This is a genomic window from Pyxidicoccus sp. M15 (assembly GCF_056858435.1).
Genome location: NZ_CM166495.1, coordinates 7,375,138 through 7,398,448 on the forward strand (window position 1 = coordinate 7,375,138; position 23,311 = coordinate 7,398,448).

Here is a 23,311-nt window from a genome sequence, read left to right on the forward strand (position 1 = left end):
AGGTGTCCCACGTGGGGCGGGTTGAAAGAACCTCCGAGGAGCGCGACCTGCACGTCAGGGCCTCACGTCACTTGAGGGTCAGCTTCGAGGACTTCTTCTCCAGCACCAGCAACCGGGGCTCCACCACCACGTGCCCGTCCAGCCGGAACGCGGAGAAGCCCAGGTCCTTGTCCACCTTCTCCAACAGCGCGCACGTCTGCTCGGCCGCGCCCACCAGCCGCCCCGGGGTGATGAAGTAGCGCGGGCCGATCTGCACCACCTTCGGCTCGGACTCCTTCCCGTGGATGAACACCGCCGCGTTCTGCAAATCATCACGCGTCAGGTCGTTCTTGTCGTGGACCACGCAGCAGAGCGTGTCCCCCACCAGGTCCATCACCTTGTTGTTGATGGACGGGTCCCGATACTGGAGCGACTCGCGCTCCGGAACGCGCAGGAAGCGCTCCATCACGAGCCGCCGGTCAGCCTCCGAGGCCACGTCCGCCGGAGCCGCCCCCCGCGCCGGGGTGCGAGGCAGCGCGTCCTGGCTCCCCAGCCAGTTGGACACGTCCGAGAGGAAGTCCGCGTCCGAGTACTCGCGTCCGCCGCGGGCCTTCTGCCGCCGCCACAGCACCCACTCGTCCAGGTCCGTGTAGCGCGCTCCCGCGAAGATGAAGCGTCGCGCGCCCTTCGAGCGCAGCAATTCGTACGCCGCGTCGAAGGCCGCCAGGTCGCCGTGGCTGTCGGAGAAGACGCCAATCACGTGTGGAACACCCCACGCTCAAGCGTACAGCAGGTAGGGCGCCCTTTGCTTCGCGAACCCATCCGCCTGGGCGGAGAACCCCTCCATCAGCCGGTCCAGGGACCACCCGGCCTCGATTCCCCGGCGCACCTGGTCCGTGCCGCACAGCAAGTCGAAGGCCGGCACGTCCTCGACGAACTCGTACGCGTCCGCCCGCCAGCCGAACTTCCCGGGGCCGATGTCATGCAGCGCCTGGAAGATGGCGATGCCGGTGCGCAGCGACAGGAAGGCCTGCCGGTCCGTCACGTGGATGAAGGCGCCGTTGCAGGACTCGCCCTTGTACTTGTCGAACGTGGGGGTGAAGCCCACCGCGCGGAAAGCCACGCCCGGCAGGTCCTCCTTCGCCAGCCGCGCCAGCAGCGAGTCCGTGTCCACCCATGGGGCGCCGAACTGCTCGAAGGGGCGGCAGGTGCCCCGGCCCTCGGAGACGTTGGTGCCCTCACCCAGGCACATGCCCGGGTACACCAGCGCGGTGTCCGGCGTGGGCATGTTCGGCGACGGGGAGATGAAGGGCAGCCCCGTGTCGGACCAGAACTGCCCGCGGCGCCAGCCCTCGCAGGGCACCACCGTCAAGTCACAGCCGAAGCCCTCCTGCACGTTGAAGAGCCGGGCCAGCTCGCCCGCCGTCATGCCGTGGCGGTTGGGCAGCGCGTACAGCCCCACGAAGGAGCGATAGCCCTCCCCCACCAGGTTGCCCTCCATGGCCACGCCGTTGAGCGGGTTGGGCCTGTCCAGCACGTAGAAGGGCACGCGCGCCTTCGCGGCGGCCTTCATCGCCAGGGCCATGGTGTAGACGTAGGTGTAGTAGCGGCTGCCCACGTCCTGGATGTCGAAGACGAGCGCGTCCAGCCCCTGCAACCACTCCTGGCGGGGCGACAGCGACTCGAAGGTGGAGCCGTAGAGACTGTGCACGGGGACACCGGTGCGCCTGTCGCGGGCCTCGCCCACGGCGACCATGTACTGCGCCTCGCCGCGGATGCCGTGCTCGGGGCCGAAGAGCGCCGCCAGCTTCACGCCGTCCGTGCCGGCCAGCAGGTCCGCCAGGTGGCGGAAGCGCGAGTCCACGCTGGTGGGGTTGACGATGGCGCCCACGCGCTTGCCCTTCAGCGCGGAGAAGCCCTGCTCCACCCAGACATCCAGTCCCGTCTTCACCTTCGTCACGGTGTCCCCTTCCTTCGAGGCGGGCCTCGTGGGCCGGGCCTTCAATTCTTGTTGAAGCTCTTGAGGGCGTTCTGCGCGGCCTTCTTCGAGTCGCACTTGCCCATGCCGAGGATGCCGCCGCTGCCGTCGTCCGGCCCGCCGTCGTCCGCCAGGTCCTCCAGCTCACCCACGGCGCTCTCCAGCCTGAGCTGCGCCACCGAGTAGGCCGCCGCCGAGCGCACGCCGCACTGCGGGTGCTCCAGCAGGTCGATGATGCGGTCCTCCGCGGCGCCGTTGCCCGCCTTCACCGCGCGGCCGTACTCGCCGAGCGAGCCCGCCACGTTGCCCAGCGCCTCTTCCAGCTGGCCCTCGAGGTAGTAGCGCCGGCCCGCGTCCTTCTCCTCGCGGATGAGCCTCCGGGCCTCCTTCGCGAGCGCCCCCCGCTCCTGCTCGGGTGCATCCTCCACCGCGTCGATGGCCCGCTTCGCCGCGCCACCGCCAAAGGCCACCACCGCCACGCCGGCCACCACCGCGAACAGGCCCAGGCCCACCAGCACCTTGCGCCGCTCGCCCGCCACCGCCCGCGCCCGCTCGCCCATCCCGGGGGGAAGCGCGGCCACCAGTCGTGAGAAGACCGACCCGCCCACGGTGCGCGCCTGCTGCCCCAGCACCGACGCCTGCTGTCCCAACACCGTCGCGCCCGCCGCGGCGCGCTGCCCCAGCACCGACGCCCCCGCGGCCGCGCGCTGGCCCAGCACCGACGCGCGCTGCCCCAGGTCCATCGCCGGCCCGAGCGAGGACTCGGGCACGCGCGACAGCGCCAGGTTGCCGTAGGGCGGCATGACCGCCGAGCCCGGCGCCTCCGCGATGGCGGAGGCCGACGGCGCCTCCACCCGGTACGGCGCGCGGGGCACGTGGAAGACTCGAATCTTCCCGGGGATGCCCTTGAGCTCGAAGGCGCCTACCTCCTTGGAAGGCACCTCCGCCTTGTTCATCGCCAGGTAGACGGCCTCGGTGAAGTACACCTCGCCGGCCTCCGCGAGCCCCTCCACGCGGGCCGCGATGTTGACCGGCTCACCGAAGACGTCGTTGGACTCCAGCCGCACCTCGCCCACGTTGATGGCCACCCGCACGTGGAGCTGCTCGGCCTCCACGACGTTGCGGTTGTGGTGCCAGAGCCGGTCCTGGATGGCAATTCCGCTGAGGACCGCCTGGGTGGGGGACTCGAAGGTGACGAGGAAGGCATCACCGATGGACTTGATGATGCGGCCACCGAACGCCTTGAAGAGGGGCGCCAGCAGGGCATTGTGGACCTGCAGCAGGCGCTGGTTCTCCTCCAGCGTCTGCCGGCTGGTCCGCTCGGTGAAGCCCTTGATGTCGGTGAAGACGATGGCGAGGTTGGCGGTCTTCAAAGCCGGCGCAGTGTACGTGCCGACGCCCGGGGCGCAATCGCCATGACGTTGCGCATGCCCGGCTGCTGTCAGCGACGCGAAGGCTTCAGCTCACGCATGCGCCGCTTCTGTTGCGGCTCCATTGACTTGCGAACCTTCTCCGCCAGCTGGGGCCGTCCGGTCCGCTCGTAGAAGTCGGCCAGTTTCCGGAGCACCAGGGGACTGTCCGGCTGGAAGCTCCTCGCGGCCAACAGCTCGGTCTCCGCGTCCAGCGGGCGCTCCTGCTTCTCCAGCACCTCCGCCAGCTGGAGGCGCACCTGCACCCACTCCGGCTTCGCCCGGGCCAGGTACCGGTAGTGGAGCTCCGACTTGAGCCAGTCCCCCTGGGCCGCCCATAGGCCCCCGAGCCGGAAGCGGGCCTCCTCGTACGAGCCGCGGAAGCGCACGGCCTGCTCGTATGCCCGCACGGCCTGCATGCGGTCGCCCCGCTCCTCCCACAACAGGCCGCGCAAGTACCAGGCCCGGGGGTTATTTGGAGCCACCGCGGCAACGGCGTCCAGGTGGGCCTCGGCCTGCTCCAGGGCGCCGCCCATCTTCAACAGGAGCCGCGCCGCCTCCAGGCGGGGCAGCTCCCACGAGGGCCGGGCCCGGACCAGGGCCTCCACCGCCGCGAGCGCGCCCGCGTCGTCCCCGGCCGCTTCGAGGGCCAGGGCCTCCGGGAGTGAAGCAGGGGCTGGCGTGGCCACCCGTGGCGGGGGGGCCGTCAGGTCGGAAGGCTGCGCCGCGTCGGTCGCGCCCGTCAGCAACGCCGCCATGAAGACCCACTTCATGGCCGGCTGATAACAGAGCCAGGCCGGGCTCCTCAATAGATCCTCTTGACGGCCGAGCGGCCGCGCATGAAACCCATGACCGTGCAGATATCCCAAAGGACGCTCGAAGACCTCGGCTTCTCGGAAGTGCTCCGCGCGCTGGCCCAGCGCTGTCGGACCGAGCCCGGAAGAGAACGCGTGCTCGCCCGCCCGTTCCTCGACTCTGCCGAGCAGGTGGCGGAGGCGCTCGCGCTCGTCGCCGAGGCCCGCGCCCTCTCCCAGGAACAGTTCTCCATGCCCCTGGGCGGCGTGGTGGACCTGCGCACCGCCATCGGCCACGCGGCCAAGGGCGGCATGCTGGAGCCCCGCCAGCTCATCGACGCGGCTCAGCTCCTGTTCGCCTTCGTGCGCACCCGGGAAGCCCTGGATGAGCGCAAGGAGCGCGTCCCCAGGCTGATGGAGATTGCGCGCCGGCTGCCGATGCTGGAGTCCATGGCCCGCCGCATCGACCAGTGCTTCGAGCCGGACGGAGAGATTTCCGACCGCGCCAGCCCCGAGCTGCGCGAGGCCCGCGACAGGGCCCGCGGGCTCCACCGGCGAATCAAGTCGCGCCTGGACGAGCTGCTCCACGACGAGAGCTTCCTGCCCAAGCTGCGCGAGAACTACTACACCATCCGCAACGGGCGTTACGTGGTGCCGGTGGTGTCCAACTACCGCTCCGAGGTGGACGGCATCGTCCACAACGCCAGCCAGACGGGCCAGACGCTCTTCATGGAGCCGCAGGCCATGGTGGGCCTGGGCAACGACCTCGCCATCGCCCAGTCGGTGGTGACGGAGGAGGAGCGGCGGGTGCTCCAGGAGCTGAGTGACCTGCTCGGCCGGGAGTCGACCCGCATCCTGGAAGGCCTGGCGGCGGTGGCGGAGCTGGACGAGGTGGAGGCCGTGGCCATCCTCTCCGCGGACCTGGACGCCACCACACCCGCCTTCGCCGACGTGACGGAGCTGGAGCTGCGCCTGTTGCGCCACCCGCGCCTGGTGCTCCGGGGCACGGAGGTGGTGGCCAACGACGTGACGCTCACCGGCGAGGCCCGGGCCCTGGTGGTCTCCGGCCCCAACGCGGGTGGCAAGACGGTGACGCTGACGGGCGTGGGCCTGTGCGCGCTGATGCTCCGCGCGGGCCTGCCCATCCCCGTGGCGGAAGGCTCGCGGATGCCGCTGTACCGCTCCGTGCACTCCACCGTGGGCGACGCGCAGGACCTGTCCCAGGGCCTGTCCTCGTTCAGCGCGCACGTGACGATGTTGCGCGACATCATCGCCGCGGCCAGCGAGGGCTCGGTGGTGATGATTGACGAAATCGCCGCGGACACCGACCCGCGCGAGGGCGCCGCCATCGCCATCGCCGTGCTGGAGGAGCTGATGGCCAAGGGCGTGGTGGTGCTCGTCACCACGCACCTGGAGGAGCTGAAGGCGCTGGCGCACATGGACCCGCGCTTCCTCAACGCGCGCGTGGGCTTCGACTCGAAGCGGATGTCGCCCACGTACCGCCTGCAGATTGGCGCGGCGGGCCAGTCCTCGGCGATTGAGATGGCGGCCCGGGTGGGCCTGCCCCAGCGGGTGTGCGAGCGCGCGCGGGAGCTGTCGCTGAACGCCGGCGGCCCCCTGTCCAAGGCGCTGGCCGCGGCCGAGGAGGAGCGCCGCAAGCTCCACGAGGAGCTGGAGCGGGCGCGCGTGGCCGCGAAGGAGGCGGAAGACCTCCGGGCCGACCTGGAGAAGCAGAAGACGCAGTTCGAGCGCGAGCGCCGCGCGCGGATGATGCAGTTCAACGAGGACGTGCACGCCGCCAGCGAGCACGCCGCCGCCGAGGTGCGAGAGCTGCTGGTGAAGCTGCGCGCCGAGCAGAACGAGAAGGCGCTGTCGGAGGCCCGGCTGCAGCTGCAGCAGCGGGCGGAGGAGGCGCAGAAGCGCGCGCTGGCGGCGAAGGCGGAGCTGTTCCAGGTGGAAGCGCCCGGGCCGGCGAACCTCAAGGTGGGTGCGTGGGTGCACCACTCGGGGCTCGCCCGGGACGTGGAAATCATCGAGCTGACGGACTCGCACGCGGTGGTGTCCGCGGGCGGCGCGCTGAAGATGCGGGTGCCCACGTCGGAGCTCTCCGGCTCGCGCACGCGCAAGCCCCAGCAGGCGAAGTTCCCCGAGCGGCAGAAGCAGGATGCGGCGCTGAAGCGCGCGGCCTCGGCGGCGCCCGCGCAGGTGGAGGCGACGAACTTCCGCTGTGACGTGCGCGGCATGCGCTCGGACGACGCGCTGAAGGAGCTGGAGACGTTCCTGGACGGGGGCATGCGCAGCGGCGAGGAGGCCGCGCTCATCATCCACGGCCACGGCACGGGCGCGCTGAAGCAGGCCATCCGTGACTACCTCGCCGCGTCTCCATACATCCGCATGTTCCGCCCCGGAGAGGCCCACGAGGGCGGCGACGGCGTGACGGTGGTGTCGCTGCGGGCGTAGCTCGCGAAGCCCATCAGGGACAGGAGTACACCGGGGCCGGAAGCCGCTGCTGAGAGCGCGGCCTTCTGGCCCTGGTGGTTTCTGGACCTTGGCGGCGGATTGGGGCATTCGAGAAGGCATGCGTGCCTGTCCGTGCTGCCTGGAGCCGCTGACGTCCGGCCTCCTGGGCCTCGGGGGGCGCCGCCTCGCGGGGAAGTGCGAGGTCTGCGGCGACGCCGTGTGCCAGACATGCGTGAGCACGCAGGTGCTGGAAGCGGGCGCCTTCCGCAAGCGCGTGGGCATCCCCGGCAACGAGAGCCGGAAGGTCCGGGGGCGGGTGTGCCGCTCCTGCCTGTGGGAAGTCGTGACGGACCGGGGCGACACACCGCCCTTCCCTGCCCCACCCGGGCAGCGCCAGCGGGCGGCCCGCGCCGCGCGCGAGGCCTGCACCCACGCGGACGTGAAGCCCTGGATGGGCTTCTGTCCCGGCTGCGGTGACGAGGTCCCCTGGAAGGCCGAGCCCGGCAGTCCCGTCTGCGACGCCTGTGGAGCGCCGTCCCACCGCCACTTCAACTGCTGCTGGGCCTGCGGGGAGTCCTTCGAGGAGGACAACGTTCCCCAGACAGTCACGAGGGGCTTCCGGCTCGAGTTCGACTGCGACTCCAGCGAGTGCGCGGGGAAGCTGGCCTGGCTCATGCCCTTCTGCCCCTGGTGCGGCGAGGCGAAGCAGTGGCAGCACGCGGACAGTGAGTTGGAGTGCGCGGGGTGCGACAGCAGCCTCGACCGGGCGTGGGCGTTCTGCGTGCGCTGCGGTGAGGAGGCGCCGCTGCCGGACGACTGTCCTCGTTGCGGCCAGGGACTGGAGGAGGCCGGGTCCGCCGCCCGGTGTGAAGGCTGCCGGAACATCGTCTGCGGTGACTGCTTCGACACCCGCGTCGTCCCGCTGGAGACCGGGGGGCAGCAGGAGAAGCTGCTGTGTTCCACCTGTGGCGTGGGCTTCGACCTGCCCGCGGACGACGAGGAGGCGCAGAAGGAAGAGGACGAGCAGGACGCGCCTGACGCGGATGCGCGGGACGCGGACGACGGCGACGCAGCCGCCGAGGACGAGCAGGACGCGGACAATGCGTCCGACGCGGACGATGGCGACGCAGCCGCCGAGGACGAGCAGGACGCGGATGATGCGTCCGACGCGGACGAGGAGGACGAGCGGGAAGCGGACGAAGAGCCGCGGAAGCCAGCCGCCCCCAGGGAGCCGCCACCGCCCTCGCCGTGGGAGGTGCTCGGAGTCGCTCCAAACACTCCGCTGTCGGAAGTCAGGCGCGCCTACCTTGCGCTGGTGGCCCAGTACCACCCCGACAAGGTCGCGCAGCTCGGCCCCAAGCTGCAGGCGCTGGCGCAGGAGGAAACGCGCCGGATTATCGAAGCGTGGGAGCGCGTCCGTAGACAGTCGTCCTGAGCCTTGCCCCTCGCAGGTGGCACAGCCTGGCACCGCTCGCGTGACACCTCGGCTGTGTCAGCATGCCGCCCTCGCGATGCAAGTCATTGATGTGCCGGACCCCCAATCCTGGTCCGCGTCTTGCTCAAGGGACGGGTGTCTGGCGGAGCGGCGCGCTTCGCCCGACACGTCAATCCATCATCCTTGAAAGGAAGCAAGACATGAGTGGGAATGCATTCACACGGGCCATCCTCGTGATGGCGCTGTGTACGGCTGTGGGCGTCGGCTGCGGCGGAGTGGAAGACGCGGCGCCACTGGAGCCGCAGGCTCCGGCCAGCACCGAAGCGGCGCTGCTGACGAACTTCCGCTGCGGGCCTCACACCCGGACGTATTACGTCAAGGACGTAAACTCGCCGACTATCGCGGGCATCCGCTGCGTGAAGGTGGTGAACAACCACTCCTTCGCCTGGTACGGCGAGGGGCGCTGGGGCAGCTACATCTATCGTCACGTCGGCTACGCCGCGGGCGACAACTTCAACGGCGGCGTCAGGTTCTGGGGCTCCCTGGCGGACATCTACGGCAATGGCGAGCACGGGCAGGCGTTCGTCAACCAGACCCTGAACATCCAGGCCTTGGAGCCCATCGACCAGCCTGGGGGGGCGAGCAAGATTACCCTCCAGGGGCCCATCAATGAGACCTGGTATCGCGCGGAGTCCTACGACACCCTCCTGTATGAGCTGCTCCCGTTCGAGATGACGAAGTGTGGCAATCCCAATCTCAACGAGATGAAGGTGTACATCAATGGCGTGGCGACGAATGGCGTCCGCTGCCTGCTGGACCTGAAGTCCGGCGTCAACCTGCCCTACGCATGGGTGGGCAGGGGAACGTACAACGGCCAGCCGTACCTCCACCTGGGCACCGGCAACTTCCAGCTGGGCGGCGGCTGGGCCGCGTCGGACCTCTGCCTCACGTCCAACCACGCCTGCAACAACGCCCCCTTCGGCAGCATCTCCCTGTCCCTCCTGCCCTACAGCCGCATCGGGGTGACCGGCGCCTGGAGCGAGACCTGGTACCCCTGAGCAGGGGCTCCAGGCTGCTCACCCGGGCTCGCCGCTCCTGTCCGCGGCGAGCCCGTGCCGTGCGCTGAGCCGCACGCACCTCGACGAGTACAGGCGGCACCGCGTGGCACACGTCAGCGTGCCACCCGGCGTGTCACGCGTGTGCCTTTTCGCTCCGACTCCGAGGCGAAGCCCTAATCCGCGCCGAAGCAATTCCTGGCACGGCGTTGGCTATGAGCCATGGCATCACCGAAGCACACGAGGGGGATACACCCATGAAGCCAGTCCTGTTGTCGCTGCGTTGTACGGCCCTGCTGCTGGCCCTGTGGGGAGGCACCCCGTCTGCCTCAGCGCAGCCTCTACCCACTGGAAGCTACGACGCCGCCCTGCCCACGGACGCGTGCGAGACCCTCAATAGCAATTGCAAGGTGTACCCGCTCGGGGCTTTGCTCGCCTGCACCACGGGGAGCTGCGACCCGGGGGACTGGAATGCCCGGGGCATCTACATCGCCAACCAGAATGACTACTGCCTGGAGAACTCCCACGGGTGGCCCCGGATATGTCCCGAAGCCTTCGTCAATATCGACCGCACAGTCTACATCAGGCTCCGGGATAGGATGTTCCTCCAGGTGTATGGGACGGTCAGCGCCGTCATCGTGGATGGCTCAGGGCGAGAGTCGCCCGTGAACCTCATCAGGGTCGGCGGTGAGCGGACCTCGCTCACCCTCCAGTATATGAACCCTCCCTCACCGGAGGAGCCTCACCCCACGACGGTCTTCACAGCGCAGGGGCACGACCTGGAGGCGTTCAGGCTTCGCTTCAGCTTCACGCGGCCAGCGCCATACCCGCTTCCCCTCCAGGTCTATCGCTATGAGATGAAGCTGAAGTACGTGGACGAGCCGCCCACGGAGCTCCATCGCTACACCGTGTCGTACAGGGAGCTGGACTCCGATGGGGACTGGAAGCAGCACTGCAAAGTGGGCGGCAGCAGTGTCAATGCATCCTTCCTCGTCGGGAAGGAGGTCGACGGGGTGACCGCCGAGGTCCAGGACGTCTCCGACGTAACGACGATGAGCTGTGTCTCGGGCGCCATCGACACGTGCATCCTCTGGGGCTACTCCCCCTGGAACCCCAAGCCCAGGGAACCCGCTGCGAGCGAGTACCTGTTCCGCACCTGTCTGCAGGCAAAGCGCGCCGCCTACTTCGTCGGCCTGGGGGACACGACGAGCTACACGAAGAATGGGACGCAAATCGTCATGCGGGACCAGTATGGAATCAAGTCTGACTCCCTCAACAAGCTCGAGGCCATCTGGAGCCCGCAGGGCGCGGTGTGCCTCAACCCACGGGACCGGCGGCGCCTCGACATCTGCCTGCCCGCCGAGCTCGTGTCACAGGTGCCCTACTGCACCGAGGCGCATTGGAGCGCCTACGGCAAGCTCGCCACCGGTCCGGGCGCCTTCAGGCTCGAGGGATTCTGCGATGGCAGGCGTTAACGCGCGCCGGAGAGCCCTGACTCCAACTCGGTCACGCGCGCTCCGTACTCCCGCACGAGGAGCGGGTTGAGCTCCATCGCCCGGGCCAGCGCAGCCCGGGCCTGTCTCGCAGTCTCCCGGGCGGGCACGTCCCGCTCCGCTCGCGCGCGCATCCACAGCAGGCTCCCCCGGAGGGCGTGAGCCTGCGCGAGGTCTGGCTGCATGCGAAGCGCCTGCTCCACCTGCGCCAGCCCCAGCTCCACCGCGTCGGGCTGGTGTGCTTCGGCCAGCGCCAGGTACACCCGCGCCAGCTCCTGGTGCGCCTCGCCATGGGGGTACAGCTCCACGGCGCGCCGGGCGTCCGTGAGTGCCCCCTGAATCAGGGCCCGTGAAGCCTGTCCCCGCCGCTTCGCCCACCCGGCCTCCGCCAGCCCCAGCCGCGCGCTGACGACGCGGCAGTCCACGCAGCCCGGCTCCAGACGGTACGCCTCCGCCAGGGCCTTGCGCCCCGCTTCGAACGAGGCGCGCGGCTCCCCCTCCTCCCGCAGCGCATGGAGCGCGGCGAGCTGATGCCCGACAGCGCGGTAGAAAGACGTCCTCGCGAAGCCCGGGTTGATGGCGACGGACGCGTCGAGCTGCTGGAACGCGCGCGCCAGCGCCGGGCGCGGGTCGCCACCGCTCTCGAGGAGGTAGCGAGCCCGCGTCAGCTCCGCGAGCGCCACCTGGTTCATCGCCGCGTAGTAGCGGCCGTCCAGCGACAGGGCCTGCCGTGCCGCCTGGAGCGCCTTCGTCACCTCCGCTTCAGGAGAGCGCCCGTGCGCGACGGATACCTCCGCCATGGCGTTGTACAGGTCTGCCTGGTTGGAGAACGCGAAGAGGTACTTCGGGTCGATTTCGACGGCGCGTAGGAAGGCGCGCTCCGCCTCCTCGTACGACTCACGAGGCGAGCGCCCGTGCTCCCGCGCATGGTTCCCCTTCCAGCGGTAGACCAGCGCCAGGTCATTCAGCGCCCACGGGTAGCGCGGCTGGAGCACCAGGGCCTGCTTCAGGCAGCGGATGGCCTCGTCCCAGGCGGGTCTCGGGTCCTCGCTGTCTCGCGCCGCCTGGAGTCCTCGCATGGCGTGGGCGGTGCCCAGCGTGTCGTAGGCGGGGGCATCCCCGGGCTCCAGCGCCACGGCGCGCGTCGCCGTGGCCATCCACTCCTGGAGGATGGGCTTCGGGTCCGAGCCTCCCGCCTGGAACCGCATCAGCCGGTACCAGTTCATCAGGATGAAGGCCCGGCGCGTGTGCCCCGAAGCACGCAGCGGCGCGGCCCGAAGCGCCCGGCTGGACGCCTCCAGCGCGCGCTCCAGCGACTCCTTGCGAGAGCGCCCCTGCCGCCGGTCAATCTCCGCCAATTGCTGCCACGACTCCGCGAGCGCCTCGGCGTTGCGCGCATCGCTCGGCCCCAGCGCCTCGGCCTCCGCGTACAGCCGGCCCGCCTCCTGGAACCCCGCCCGCGCACCTTCGTATTCGCCCCGCTCCAGCAGCTCCATCGCCCGCGCGGAGGCGACGTCCCCGGCGAGCTTCCGGGCCTCGTACATCCACGGCGTCTCCACCATGGCCCGTGACGCCGCCTGTGACGCGGCCTCGTAGTCCCGGCGGTAGAAGGCAATCAGCCCTTCGAGATGGCGGGGCGCCTCCAGCTCCGCCCCACGGCTTCGCTCGAGCGCCTGGAGCGCGGGCTCCAGGTACCGCCGCTCCAGCTCGCGCTGCCGTCCGGCCAGCCACTCCAGTCCACCGCTGCGCCGCGCGTCCTCCAGCGCGCGGCGGTACAGCTCTCCCAGCACCCGCCCCAGCGCGGCATGCAGCTCCGGTGAGTCGAGCCCCAGCGCCTTCGCCCGCGTCAGCTCCGCATGGGCCCGCTCGAAGTCGAGCATCGCGAGGGCGCTCCGTCCCACGGCGTGGTGCACCAGCGCCTCGCCCGCGCTGCCCAGCGCATTCGGCTGCGCGGCGATTCGCTCCATGCGCTCCCGCACGTGCCGCAGCTCCGGCCCCGTGTCGTGCAGCGGCAGCATGTAGGCCACGCGCAGGAACCACTCCGACTCCTTCACCTGCTGCCCCAGCCGCTCGGCCAGCCGCGCGCGGCCTTCTGCCTGCTCCCGGGCATGTCGCGCCTCCCACGCCGAGCGCACCCCGAGGCCCGCGACGAGCACCAGGCTCACCAGCGACAGCGCGGAGAGCACGAACAGCGGCCGGTGCCGGTGGGCCCACCGCCGCAGCCGATACGACAGCTCCGGACGCTGGCCGAGGATGGGCTCCCCGTCGAGATGGCGGCCGAGGTCCTCCGCGAGTGCCCGCGCGGACGGATAGCGCCGGTCCGGCTCCTTGCTCAGACACTTGAGCGTCACGGTCTCCAGCTCGCGCGGCAGCTGGGGCACGTGCGAGCGTGGGGGCAGCGGCTCGTCGTGGAGCACCTTCGCCAGCGTGCCCACGGCCGTCGCATCCGCGAACGGCGCCGTGCCCGTGAGCAGCTCGTAGAGCGTCACGCCCAGCCCATACACGTCCGAGCGTCGGTCGATGCTCCGCACGTCGCCACGGGCCTGCTCCGGGGACATGTACGCGGGCGTCCCCATCAGCGCCCCCGTCTCGGTGAGGCCGTGGCCCTGCTGCACTTCGTACGCGAGGCCGAAGTCCACCAGCACCGGCAGCCACTGCCCGTCCGGCCCACGCTCCACCAGGATGTTGGAGGGCTTGAGGTCGCGGTGGATGACGCCCAGCCGGTGCGCCTCGTGGAGCGCGTCGGCCACCGCCTGCATCACCCGCACCTTCTCCGGCAGGGACATGCCGCGGGCCGCGACGTCCAACCGCTCCCCGCCCACGCGCTGCATGGCGATGTAGGCCCGGCCGGCGACTTCACCGACCTCGTACACCTCGCAGATGCCCGGGTGGTGGATGCGCGCCTGGGCGCGGGCTTCCTGGAGCAGGCGCATCACCCGGTCGGGGTCCGCGCCACGGATGAACTTGAGCGCGACGCTCCGCCCCAGGCGCCGGTCTCTCGCCGCGTAGACCTCGCCCATGCCGCCTCGGCCCAGCAGCGAGCCGAGCTCGTAACGATCCCAGTCCTCCACCGGAAGCGCCCCCCGGGACGGCGGAGCGCCGTCCTTCTCGGGTGCGAGCGTCGGTGCTCCTGTCGACTCGGAATCCCCCATGGGGGGCACGCTGGCACGAGCGCCTTTTCCGCCTCAACCGCCTCGGAGGGAGGCGTCCGGCGACGCCCTGCGGCAAGATGCGGCCCCGTGATTACCCACGTCGTCTTCGACTTTGACGGAACGCTGGCGGACTCGATGGAGGTCGTCGTCCGGCTGTACAACGAGCTCGCGGAGAAGAACCACTACGGCAAGCTGACGCTCGACAACATCGGAGAGCTGCGGGAGCTCTCCATCCTGGAGCGGTGCAGCCGGCTCAAGGTGCCCCCGTACCGCCTGCCCTGGCTGGTCGTGCAGGTGGGCCGCAGCCTGCGGAGCGCCATGCACTCGATTCGATTCAACGAGGGCATCCCCGAGCTGCTGCAGGAGCTCAAGCGCCGCGGGCTCCACGTCCTCATCCTGTCCAGCAACCGCGAGGAGAACATCCGGGCCTTCCTGCGGCACCACGACTCCGAGCACCTCGTGGAGGGCATCCACTGCAGCAGCAACCTCTTCGGCAAGGCCCGGCTGCTGCGGGCGATGATGAAGCGGACCGGGCTCCAGCGGGAGCAGCTCGTCTACGTGGGCGACGAGCTCCGGGACATCGCGGCGTGCCAGGAGGTCGGCGTGAAGGTCATCGCCGTGCGCTGGGGCGCCGACGCCCTGGAGTTGCTGCGGCAGGCCGGGCCGGACGCCATCGCCGAGCACCCCCGCGACGTCGCCGAGTGCGTGCGCCGCTGGTCCGCCCAGGCCCCCTGAGACAACACGGGCATCGTCAAGCAGTATGCTCAAAATACCATGAACACATAATATCCACTTGAATTCAGAATTCCTCATGTGTCATGAAATCCGTCCTTCTTCAGGAAAGGTCGTGCGCGTGAGCAATCGATTCTCGAGGACGTTCTGGGCGGCGTGGCTGGGCGCGGGGCTGGCGGCGTGTGGCTCGGTACAGCCGGAGTCGGAGCAGCCGGCGGCAGGAGACGCGAAGGACGCCGACATCCAGGCCGCGCTGGCCCGCCTCCCGGGCGCCGAGGTGCTGGGACGTGACGGCGAGGTGCCCTACTTCATCCGCGGCGAGCTGGGACAGCTGGCCACGGACTCCGCGCAGAAGGCGCGCCTGGACGCGGGCGGCGAGGCTCGCGAGGCGCTGGTCGGCATCGCCGCGGCCTTCCGCCTGCGCAACGACGACCTCGTCTTCCGGCGCTCCACCGTGGACGCCCAGGGCCACAAGCACCTGCGCTTCCGGCAGCTCCTCCAGGGCCTGCCCGTGGTGGGCGCCGAGCTCGTGCTCCACGCGGACTCGAAGGGTCAGATCTACGCGGCCAACGGCACGGCCCACGGCGGCGGCAAGGTCTCCGCCGAGCCGACGGTGGCCTCCGCCGCCGCGCTGAAGGCCGCGGAGCTGGGCTCCGGCGCGAGCGGCGCCACCGCGCGCGGCCCCGCCACCCTCGTCTTCATCCACACGGACGGCTCCGGCGAGGCGCGGCTGGCCTGGCAGGTGCGCACCGTGGGCGAGCGCAACGGCATGCCCGCCGATGACCTCGTCTACGTGGACGCGCAGCGCGGCGGCGTGCTCGCCGTGCACCCGCAGCTCCACTCGGCCATCAACCGCCGCGTCTACAGCGCCAACAACGGCTCCACCACGCCGGGCACGCTGAAGCGCAGCGAGGGCCAGGCCGCCATCGGCGACGCGCACGTGGACATGAACTACGACCAGCTCGGCGCCACGTACAACTGCTACCAGACGCTGTTCGGCCGCGACTCGTACGACAACGCCGGCGCGGCGCTCATCAGCACCGTGCACTACGGCACCAACTACGTGAACGCCTACTGGGACGGCACTCAGATGGTGTACGGCGACGGCAACGGCGTGGACTCCATCGAGCTGGGCAAGGACCTGGACGTCACCGTCCACGAGCTGACCCACGCCGTGACGGACACCGAGTCGGACCTCATCTACTCGGGTGAGTCCGGCGGCCTCAACGAGTCCATGTCCGACATCTTCGCCGGCGTGTGCGAGAGCTGGACGCGCGGCTGGGCCACGGACGCGGACGTCTTCAAGGTGGGCGAGGACATCTGGACGCCCGGCATCTCCGGCGACGCCCTGCGCTACATGGACGACCCGGCCGCCGACGACGTCTCGCTGGACTTCTACGGCGACTACTCGTCCGGCGTGGACGTGCACTACAGCTCCGGCATCAGCAACCTCGTCTTCTCGCTGCTCTCCAAGGGCGGCACGCACCCGCGCGGCAAGACGAGCATCAACGTGACGGCGATTGGCCCGGAGAAGGCCGGCCGCATCTTCTACAAGGCCAACACGGACCTCTTCACGCCGAGCACCACCTTCGAGCAGGCGAAGACGTACACCATCCAGGCCGCGCAGGCGCTCGGCTACGACGCGGCCACGGTGCAGGCCGTGACGGACGCGTGGCTCGCCGTGGGCGTGCCGCCCCCGCCCCCGGTGACGACGCCGCTGACCAACGCGGTGCCGGTGACGGGCCTGTCCGGCAGCTCGGGCAGCAAGAAGTACTACACGCTCGAGGTGCCCGCCGGTCAGACGAGCCTGAAGTTCGAGACCTCCGGCGGCACGGGTGACGCGGACCTGTACGTGCGCTTCGGCAGCGCGCCGAACAGCGGCACCTACGACTGCCGTCCGTACACCGGTGGCAACGCGGAGACGTGCACCTTCACCAACCCGCAGGCCGGCACCTGGTACGTCATGGTCAACGGGTACAGCTCCTACTCGGGCGTGACGCTCACGGGCACGTACGGCGGCGGTGGCACCGGCGGCACGCCGACGACGACGACGGCGTCCGGCACGGTGGCGAAGAACGAGAACGACCGCTTCGGCCCCTACAGCGTCGTTCCCGGCACCACCTTCAGCGTGGTGATGACGGGCACGCGCAACCCGGACCTGTATGTCCGCTTCGGCACGGCCCCCACCCAGCAGCTCTACGACTGCCGGCCCAACACGTCCGGCGCTTCGGAGACGTGCTCGCTGACGGTGCCCGCCGGGCAGACGGCCGCGCACGTCATGGTGCGCGGCGCCGGCTCGGGCACGGCCTCGTACAGCCTGACCATCAACTACACGCGGCCGTAGTCACGCCGCGAAGTCGTTGAAGCAAGGCGGGCGGCTTCCCCCACGGGAGGCCGCCCGTCGTGTTTCTCAGCGCGGGGTGGCGGCCTCGAGCACGCGCTCCAGCGCCAACGCCTGCTGCTGAATCTCCGCGTCTGGCCCCCGGCGCGCCCGCTCCGCGTGCCCCCGCGCCCGGCCCGGGTCCGTCTTCGCCAGGGCCATGGCCAGGTGCAGGTTCGCTCGCGGATGGTCCGGATGGGCCGCCAGCACCGGCGCCAGCACGCGCGCCGCCCCGGCGTCGTCGCCCTTCTCCAGCAGGAACATGGCCAGGTCGCACGCGGGCTCGGGGGCGTCCGGAGCGCGGGCATGGGCCAGCTCCAGCAGCTCCTCCGCCCGGGCGCGCTCTCCCGCCATGTCCAGGGCCCGCGCCAGGCCGTGCATCACCTCCACGGAGCCGGGTGACAGCACGAGCGCCTCCTCCAGCAGGCGGCGCCCCTCCCCCACGTTTCCGGCCTCCAGCCGGGCCATTCCGTCGCGATACAGGTCCGCTGCCACCAGGGTCTCCTCGCACCACGCGGTGCGTCAGTCATTTTCACGCAACTCGAGGCCTACAATCTCCGACAATGAGCGCATAGGAAACTTCTCCCCCAGGGTTCCCATGCTCGTCCGTCCCCCGTCAGCCCCCGCCCGCCGCCCCGTCTCCACCGAGCCCGCCGCCGCCCGGCCCAACACCGCCGCTCCGGTGCGTCCCCAGCCGAAGGATACGTTCACCGGCGCCCCCACGGCGGCGCAGCGCACCGCGAAGGTGGGCGCCGCTCCGGCGGGGGACCACGGCAAGCTGATGAGCGAGTACCTCACCGGCGCCCGCCCGCCCCCGGCCGACTTCGAGAAGGTCATGGGCTACAAGCCCTACGCCATCCAGACGAAGCACGGCCAGCGGATGCAGGACCCGCATGGCGCCGCGTCGGCCCCCGGGAAGATTGGCCCGGACAAGGAGTTCGACCCGGCCGCCAAGACGCACGACTACGGCTACGACATCCTCCGCTACTACGCGAAGAAGGGCACCCCGCTCGCCCCCGAGGCGCGCAAGGCCGCGGACGCGCAGTTCCGCAAGGACTTGTTCGACTACGCCAATGACCAGAAGGGCTTCGGGGACCGCTTCAAGTTCCGGGCCTGGGCGCAGATCTACGCCACCGCGGTGGAGCTGAACTCGCGCGTGCAGGGCTACGGCCCTCCGTGAGCCTTCGCGCTCACTGCATGCCGTAGCGCCGCAGCTTGTCGTAGAGCGTCCGCAAGCCGATGCCCAGCCGCTGGGCGGCGCGCTTGCGGTTGCCCCCCTCGGCCGCGATGGCCTGTTCAATGGCCATCCGCTCCAGTGCCTCCAGCGTCGTGTCCGGCACCCGCGCGCCGTCGCCGGGCGCCGCCGGAGCGCCTGGAGCGTCCCCGGATGAAGCCGGTGCGCTCGTGGGGTCCAGCCACAGGTGACGTGACTCCACCACCGGGCCGTCCGCGAGGATGGCCGCGCGCTCCAGCGCATTGCGCAGCTCGCGCACGTTGCCCGGCCACGAGAAGTCCTCCAGGCGCGCGGCGGCCTCGGGGGACAGCCGCAGCCCCGGGCGCCCCAGCTCCTCACCGATGCGCCGGAGCAGCAGCTCCGACAGGGGCTTCAGGTCCTCACGCCGCTCGCGCAGCGCGGGCAGGCGGATGGGGAACACGGCGAGGCGGTGGTAGAGGTCCTCGCGGAACTCGCCGCGCGCCATCATCGCCCGCAAGTCGCGGTTGGTGGCGGCCACCCAGCGCACGTCGGCCTCCAGCGTCCGCGCGCCGCCCACCCGCTCGAAGCGCCTTTCTTGAAGCACGCGCAGCAGCTTCGCCTGCAGCTCCGCCTTCAGCTCTCCCACCTCGTCGAGGAAGAAGGTGCCGCCCTGGGCCAGCTCGATGCGCCCGCGCCGCTGGGCCACCGCGCCGGTGAAGGCGCCCTTCTCGTGGCCGAACAGCTCGCTCTCCAGCAGCGTCTCCGTCAGGGCCGCGCAGTTGACGGCCACGAAGGGCCCGTCGGCGCGCTCGCTCTGCTGATGGAGGGCGCGCGCGGCCACCTCCTTGCCGGTGCCGCTCTCGCCCACCAGCAGCACCGTGGCCTGCGTGGGCGCCACCTTGCGCAGGGCCTCCACCACCGGGCCCATGGACGGCGCGCCCCAGCTGAGCACCACCTCGCCCGCGGAGTGCCGGGCCTCGGCCTTGAAGTTGAGCAGCGAGCGGCGCTCCAGCGCCCGCGCCACCGTCAGCCGCAGCTCGGCCGGGCTGCTCACCGGCTTGGTGAGGTACTCGAAGGCGCCGGCCTTCATCGCCGCCACCGCGCTCTCCACGGAGCCCACGGCGGTGAGGACGATGACCTCCACGTCTGGCTGCTCCTCGCGCACCTTGCGCAGGAGCGACAGCCCGTCCAGGCCCGGCATCTTCAAGTCCGTCAGCAGCAGGTCCACGCCCTGCTTCGCCAACAGCCGCGCCGCCTCGTCGCCGTCGGCGGCCGTCGTCACCGCGTGGCCCTCGTACTCCAGCGCGTCGGCCAGGAACGAGCGCACGCCCTCTTCGTCATCCGCCACCAGGATTCGCGCCATCGCTTCAGCTCCCCCGGGAAGGAACGGTGAGGCGGAACTCCGCGCCCCCGCTCGCGTGACTGCGCGCGCTCACCGTGCCGCCGTGCAGCTCGACGATGCGGCGGGTGATGGACAGGCCGAGCCCCACGCCGCGCAGGCGCCCCGTGACGAACGGCTCGAAGATGCGCTCCTCCTCCCCCGCGGGGATGCCCGGCCCGTGGTCCTTCACGGTGAACACGAGCGACTTGCCCTCCTGCTCCACCCGCGCCTCCACGCGCTGCCCCGGCGGGCTCGCCTGCACCGCGTTGCGCAGCACGTTCTCCAGCGCCTGCTGCAGGCGCCCGGCATCGAGCGGCCAGTGCGTGCCCGCCGGCAGGTAGCGGGCCTCCACGCTCGCCTCGCCCGTGGCCTCCACCGCCGCGCGGAGCACGTCGTTCGGGTCCGCGTCCACGCGCCGCAGCTCGCCGCCGCGCACGAAGCCGAGCAAATCATTGAGCAGCTGCTCCAGCCGCACCGCCTCGTTCACCACGCGGTCCACCCTGGGGCGCAGCGCCTCGTCGCGCTCCACCCGCTCGGCCAGCAGCTGCGCGTGGCCCTTGAGCGAGGCCAGCGGGTTGCGCAGCTCGTGCGCCAGCACGGCGGACATGGTGCCCAGCGCCGCGAGCCGCCTCCCGCGCTCCAGCTCCTCCGCCAGGGCCTCGCGCTGGGTCAGCGCCCGCGAGAAGGCGAAGGCGAGCGCGAGAATCCCACCGCACGACACCATCGCCACGATGAGCAGCCGCTGCGAGCGCGACTCCAGCTCCTGCGCGGTGAGCGGCTCGAACTCGTAGGCGATGCGCAGCATCTTGCGCGGGTCCTGTGGCTCCGGCGGAGGCGTCACCACGGGCGCCTCGACGGCGCTGGCCGGCGAGCGCGGCCGCCGCAGCCGGTGGACGAGCCGGGCGCGGCTCCCGTCGAGCCGCAGCTGGGGCCCGTCCTGCTGGTGGACGAGGTCGCCGACGGAGCCCTCTCCCGCCGAGGCCAGCACCTTCCCGTCCTGGACGATGGCCACGTAGCGCAGCCCGCCGTCCCGGTGGGCCTCGAGGAAGGCCTCGATGGAGTCCTGGGTCGGCACGCCCGTCGAGTCGCGGAAGGCCTCCACCCCGGCGAGCATCAGCACGTTGGCCATGCCGCGCTTCACCAGCGAAGAGGACTCCAGCGCCGAGCGGCGGATGAACAGCGCGGCGGCCAGCAGCACGGCGCACATCAGCACCGCCGCCACCCACGGCAGCCGCGGGCCTCGCGGGCGCCACCACGACGTGGCGCTCATCGCCGGCCTCCGCTGCGGGGACTCCAGGTCCAGGGGCTTGCCTTCCACACTGCGAACTCTGCATGCGGAGTGCGGAATCCGCACTCTCTTCCAGCCGGGCACCCCGTCCCGCGGGCACCACCTCGCTCGGCTGTCTCCAACGTCATGGGCACCTCCCCAGGGGAACGGAGCGCGACTCTTCAGGCCGCAGGCTGGGAGGACGGGCGGGCACGGGGGCCTCGCAGATCCTCTGCGTCACCTGTTCCACTGCAATCAGGGGGCCCACGCGCTTTTCACGCGGGCTCCCGAGGGACGCGGGCCTCCCGGGTGCCACCTGGCGTGGAGGGCTGCCGGGCGGGCATGCGAAATCCGCAGTCAGGGCGCGGTTTCCGCCGGGGCCATGGCGAATTCACCTATCATTTCAAAGAGTTGGAGGCTGGCAAGGCGTATGCAGTCCCCTCTTGTGATGAAGACGCCCCAGACAGCGTGGTCGAAGAAGCGGCCCCACCGGATGACGGCCCTGGCCCTGGGCATGCTCGGGCTGGTGTCGGCGCCGGGCGTGGGTCTGGCGCAGCCGCCCGCCGCGGCGCAGCCGCAGCAACAGCAGCGGCGCCCGGAGGAGATGCCCCTGCCGCGCCCGGCGGTGAGTGTCACCCTGGATGAGGCCATTGCCCGGGCGCTGAAGACGAGCCCCCAGGTGGCGCAGGCCGCCGGCACGGTGACGACGTCCGAGGCGGCCGAGCGCAGCGCCTTCGGGGCATACCTGCCGAGCCTGTCGGCGAACGCGAGCAGCTCGCTGGCGAGCAGCAACCGGTTGGACCCGGAGACGGGCGCGGTGACGTCGGGCTCCAACGACACGTACAGCGCGGGCCTGTCGGCCGGGTGGGACGTCTTCACGGGTGGCCAGCGCGGGGCCAACCGCCGTCAGGCGAAGGCGCAGTCGAGCGCGGCCGAGGCGCAGCTCACCGCGCAGCAATCCACCGCGGTGCTCGACGTGGAGCGCGCCTTCTATGAGGTGCTCCGCGCGCAGGGCCTGGAAGAGGTGGCGCGCTCGCGAATCGAGCGGGCGAAGGGAAACGCGGAGGCCGCGGAGCGTCGGCTGGCGGTGGGCTCGGCGACGCGCTCGGACGTGCTGCGCTCGCAGCTCGAGCTGACCACGGCGCGCGAGGCCCTGCTCACCGCCCAGACGCAGCGCAACTCGGCGTCGCTGGCGCTGGGGCGGCTCATCGGCGAGGACGGTGCGGTGGACGCGAAGCCGCTCGACACCATGGAGCCCAAGCCCCTGTCGCTCACCGAGGACGCGCTGGTGAATGAAATCGTGGCGCGGGCGCCGTCGGTGCTCGCGGCGGAGGCCAACCTGCGCTCGTCGGAAGCCGGCGTGGGCGCGGCGAAGTCGGAGTACCTGCCCACGGTGCGGCTGTCCGCCGGCTATGACTGGTTCAACCAGGACCTGGGCTTCGTGGGCGGCCGGACGAGCTGGTCCGTGCGGCTGGGCCTCTCCTACCCCATCTTCGACGGCTTCCTGCGCGAGGAGCGCGTGGTGCGCGCGCGGACGGCGGAGTCGGTGTCGCAGGTGCAGCTCGCGGACACGCGGCGCGCGGTGCGCTCGGGCGTGGGGCAGTCGCTGAGCCAGCTCAACCTCACGTCGGAGCGCATCAACTTCGCGAAGCAGTCCGTCGAGGTGGCCGAGGAGGACATCAAGGTCCAGCAGGAGCGCTACCGCCTGGGCGCCACCACCATCCTGGAGCTGCTGACGTCCCAGGAGAGCCTGGTCCAGGCGCAGATCAACCTGGTGGCCGCGCGCTTCGACTACCAGATTGCCCGCGCCGAGCTGGAGGCGCTGGCCGGGAGGCGGCTGTGAATCCCACCGCGAGCACGCAGGCGCAGCCGGCGACGGGCCCCGTCCCCACCAGCGGGCGGGACATCTCGGACGTGGTCATCCGCGTCGAGGGGCTGCGCAAGGACTACAAGATGGGCTCGGAGGTGGTGCGCGCGCTGCGCGGCGTGGACCTCACCATCCGCCGCAACGAGTACGTGGCCGTCATGGGCCCGTCCGGCTCGGGCAAGTCCACCTTCATGAACCTCATCGGCTGCCTGGACGTGCCCAGCGGCGGGCAGTACTGGCTCAACGGGCAGCCGGTGGCGGGCATGTCCGAGAACGACCTGGCGCGCATCCGCAACCGGGAGCTGGGCTTCGTCTTCCAGAGCTTCAACCTGCTGCCCCGCGCCTCCGCGCTGGACAACGTGGCGCTGCCGCTCATCTACGCGCGCGTGCCCAAGAAGGTCCGGCGCGAGCGCGCGGCGGCGATGCTGGAGAAGGTGGGCCTGGGAGCGCGCAAGGACCACCGGCCCAACGAGCTGTCCGGTGGTCAGCGCCAGCGCGTGGCCATTGCCCGCGCGCTGGTGACGCACCCGGCGCTGCTGCTGGCGGACGAGCCCACGGGCGCGCTCGACAGCCGCACGGGAGAAGAAATCATGGCCCTCTTCGGCGAGCTTCACTCGCAGGGCCAGACGTTGATGCTCGTCACGCACGAGTCGGACATCGCGGCGCACGCGCAGCGGGTGCTGTTCCTGAAGGACGGCGTCATCGAGCGGGACGAGCGGAAGCGGGACTGAGCA

At 71.0% G+C, this 23,311-nt stretch carries 17 protein-coding genes; 9 read left to right on the forward strand and 8 right to left on the reverse strand.

Annotated elements, in window-relative coordinates; translation table 11 throughout:
• Positions 1-67 precede the first annotated feature (67 nt).
• The 4 genes from ACX9TP_RS27285 to ACX9TP_RS27300 form a co-directional block, all read right to left on the reverse strand.
• Complete coding sequence (locus ACX9TP_RS27285) at positions 68-739, reverse strand: hypothetical protein (RefSeq protein WP_482973550.1); 672 nt, start codon at positions 737-739, stop codon at positions 68-70.
• 18 nt (positions 740-757) lie between these two features.
• Positions 758-1,939: an exo-beta-N-acetylmuramidase NamZ family protein gene (locus tag ACX9TP_RS27290; protein ID WP_482973551.1), complete on the reverse strand. Its 1,182-nt coding sequence runs from the start codon at positions 1,937-1,939 to the stop codon at positions 758-760.
• Between the two features lie 41 nt (positions 1,940-1,980).
• Positions 1,981-3,330 carry an adenylate/guanylate cyclase domain-containing protein gene (locus tag ACX9TP_RS27295; protein ID WP_482973552.1) on the reverse strand — a complete coding sequence of 450 codons (1,350 nt, stop codon included), beginning with the start codon at positions 3,328-3,330 and terminating at the stop codon, positions 1,981-1,983.
• A 68-nt stretch (positions 3,331-3,398) separates the two neighbouring features.
• Positions 3,399-4,139: a tetratricopeptide repeat protein gene (locus tag ACX9TP_RS27300; protein WP_482973553.1), complete on the reverse strand. Its 741-nt coding sequence runs from the start codon at positions 4,137-4,139 to the stop codon at positions 3,399-3,401.
• A 75-nt stretch (positions 4,140-4,214) separates the two neighbouring features.
• Between ACX9TP_RS27300 and ACX9TP_RS27305 the strand changes: the two genes are divergently transcribed.
• The 4 genes from ACX9TP_RS27305 (at position 4,215) to ACX9TP_RS27320 (ending at position 10,585) form a co-directional block, all read left to right on the forward strand.
• Positions 4,215-6,620: an endonuclease MutS2 gene (locus ACX9TP_RS27305; protein ID WP_482982231.1), complete on the forward strand. Its 2,406-nt coding sequence runs from the start codon at positions 4,215-4,217 to the stop codon at positions 6,618-6,620.
• Between the two features lie 118 nt (positions 6,621-6,738).
• Positions 6,739-8,055, forward strand: coding sequence for a J domain-containing protein (locus tag ACX9TP_RS27310; protein ID WP_482973554.1), 1,317 nt, complete (start codon positions 6,739-6,741; stop codon positions 8,053-8,055).
• Between the two features lie 200 nt (positions 8,056-8,255).
• Positions 8,256-9,113: a hypothetical protein gene (locus ACX9TP_RS27315; RefSeq protein ID WP_482973555.1), complete on the forward strand. Its 858-nt coding sequence runs from the start codon at positions 8,256-8,258 to the stop codon at positions 9,111-9,113.
• A 254-nt stretch (positions 9,114-9,367) separates the two neighbouring features.
• Positions 9,368-10,585, forward strand: a complete 1,218-nt coding sequence (locus ACX9TP_RS27320) for an ADYC domain-containing protein (RefSeq protein ID WP_482973556.1) — start codon at positions 9,368-9,370, stop codon at positions 10,583-10,585.
• Here the strand turns inward: ACX9TP_RS27320 and ACX9TP_RS27325 are convergent.
• Complete coding sequence (locus ACX9TP_RS27325; RefSeq protein ID WP_482973557.1) at positions 10,582-13,755, reverse strand: protein kinase domain-containing protein; 3,174 nt, start codon at positions 13,753-13,755, stop codon at positions 10,582-10,584. The two genes, ACX9TP_RS27320 and ACX9TP_RS27325, sit on opposite strands and share 4 nt — an antisense overlap.
• 87 nt (positions 13,756-13,842) lie before the next feature.
• Here ACX9TP_RS27325 and ACX9TP_RS27330 point away from each other — a divergent pair, with 87 nt between their 5' ends.
• Together ACX9TP_RS27330 and ACX9TP_RS27335 are read left to right on the forward strand one after the other, a co-directional pair.
• Complete coding sequence (locus tag ACX9TP_RS27330; protein ID WP_482973558.1) at positions 13,843-14,490, forward strand: HAD hydrolase-like protein; 648 nt, start codon at positions 13,843-13,845, stop codon at positions 14,488-14,490.
• A gap of 118 nt (positions 14,491-14,608) precedes the next feature.
• Positions 14,609-16,831 (forward strand): M4 family metallopeptidase, encoded by a 2,223-nt coding sequence (locus tag ACX9TP_RS27335; RefSeq protein ID WP_482973559.1) that lies wholly within the window; start codon positions 14,609-14,611, stop codon positions 16,829-16,831.
• A 66-nt stretch (positions 16,832-16,897) separates the two neighbouring features.
• Here the strand turns inward: ACX9TP_RS27335 and ACX9TP_RS27340 are convergent, their stop codons facing one another.
• The gene (locus ACX9TP_RS27340; RefSeq protein WP_482973560.1) at positions 16,898-17,362 is read right to left on the reverse strand and encodes a tetratricopeptide repeat protein; all 465 of its coding nucleotides are present in this window, start codon (positions 17,360-17,362) and stop codon (positions 16,898-16,900) included.
• Between the two features lie 103 nt (positions 17,363-17,465).
• On the opposite strand from ACX9TP_RS27340, the gene ACX9TP_RS27345 reads away from it, so the two are divergent.
• Complete coding sequence (locus ACX9TP_RS27345) at positions 17,466-18,047, forward strand: hypothetical protein (RefSeq protein WP_482973561.1); 582 nt, start codon at positions 17,466-17,468, stop codon at positions 18,045-18,047.
• 10 nt (positions 18,048-18,057) lie between these two features.
• Here ACX9TP_RS27345 and ACX9TP_RS27350 read toward each other — a convergent pair whose 3' ends face one another.
• Together ACX9TP_RS27350 and ACX9TP_RS27355 are read right to left on the reverse strand one after the other, a co-directional pair.
• Positions 18,058-19,425, reverse strand: a complete 1,368-nt coding sequence (locus ACX9TP_RS27350) for a sigma-54-dependent transcriptional regulator (RefSeq protein WP_482973562.1) — start codon at positions 19,423-19,425, stop codon at positions 18,058-18,060.
• A 4-nt stretch (positions 19,426-19,429) separates the two neighbouring features.
• Positions 19,430-20,761 (reverse strand): sensor histidine kinase, encoded by a 1,332-nt coding sequence (locus ACX9TP_RS27355; RefSeq protein WP_482973563.1) that lies wholly within the window; start codon positions 20,759-20,761, stop codon positions 19,430-19,432.
• Positions 20,762-21,140: 379 nt separating this feature from the next.
• Here ACX9TP_RS27355 and ACX9TP_RS27360 point away from each other — a divergent pair, with 379 nt between their 5' ends.
• The gene (locus ACX9TP_RS27360; RefSeq protein ID WP_482973564.1) at positions 21,141-22,553 is read left to right on the forward strand and encodes a TolC family protein; all 1,413 of its coding nucleotides are present in this window, start codon (positions 21,141-21,143) and stop codon (positions 22,551-22,553) included.
• Positions 22,554-22,624: 71 nt separating this feature from the next.
• Positions 22,625-23,308 (forward strand): ABC transporter ATP-binding protein, encoded by a 684-nt coding sequence (locus tag ACX9TP_RS27365; protein WP_420718383.1) that lies wholly within the window; start codon positions 22,625-22,627, stop codon positions 23,306-23,308.
• Positions 23,309-23,311 lie beyond the last annotated feature (3 nt).

Coding starts and splice junctions, on each gene's coding strand:
- ACX9TP_RS27305 (WP_482982231.1), top strand. CDS start 4,215: ATGACCGTGCAGATATCCCAAAGGACGCTCGAAGACCTCGGCTTCTCG.
- ACX9TP_RS27350 (WP_482973562.1), bottom strand. CDS start 19,425: ATGGCGCGAATCCTGGTGGCGGATGACGAAGAGGGCGTGCGCTCGTTC.
- ACX9TP_RS27345 (WP_482973561.1), top strand. CDS start 17,466: ATGCTCGTCCGTCCCCCGTCAGCCCCCGCCCGCCGCCCCGTCTCCACC.
- ACX9TP_RS27315 (WP_482973555.1), top strand. CDS start 8,256: ATGAGTGGGAATGCATTCACACGGGCCATCCTCGTGATGGCGCTGTGT.
- ACX9TP_RS27310 (WP_482973554.1), top strand. CDS start 6,739: ATGCGTGCCTGTCCGTGCTGCCTGGAGCCGCTGACGTCCGGCCTCCTG.
- ACX9TP_RS27325 (WP_482973557.1), bottom strand. CDS start 13,755: ATGGGGGATTCCGAGTCGACAGGAGCACCGACGCTCGCACCCGAGAAG.
- ACX9TP_RS27300 (WP_482973553.1), bottom strand. CDS start 4,139: ATGAAGTGGGTCTTCATGGCGGCGTTGCTGACGGGCGCGACCGACGCG.
- ACX9TP_RS27320 (WP_482973556.1), top strand. CDS start 9,368: ATGAAGCCAGTCCTGTTGTCGCTGCGTTGTACGGCCCTGCTGCTGGCC.
- ACX9TP_RS27360 (WP_482973564.1), top strand. CDS start 21,141: ATGCAGTCCCCTCTTGTGATGAAGACGCCCCAGACAGCGTGGTCGAAG.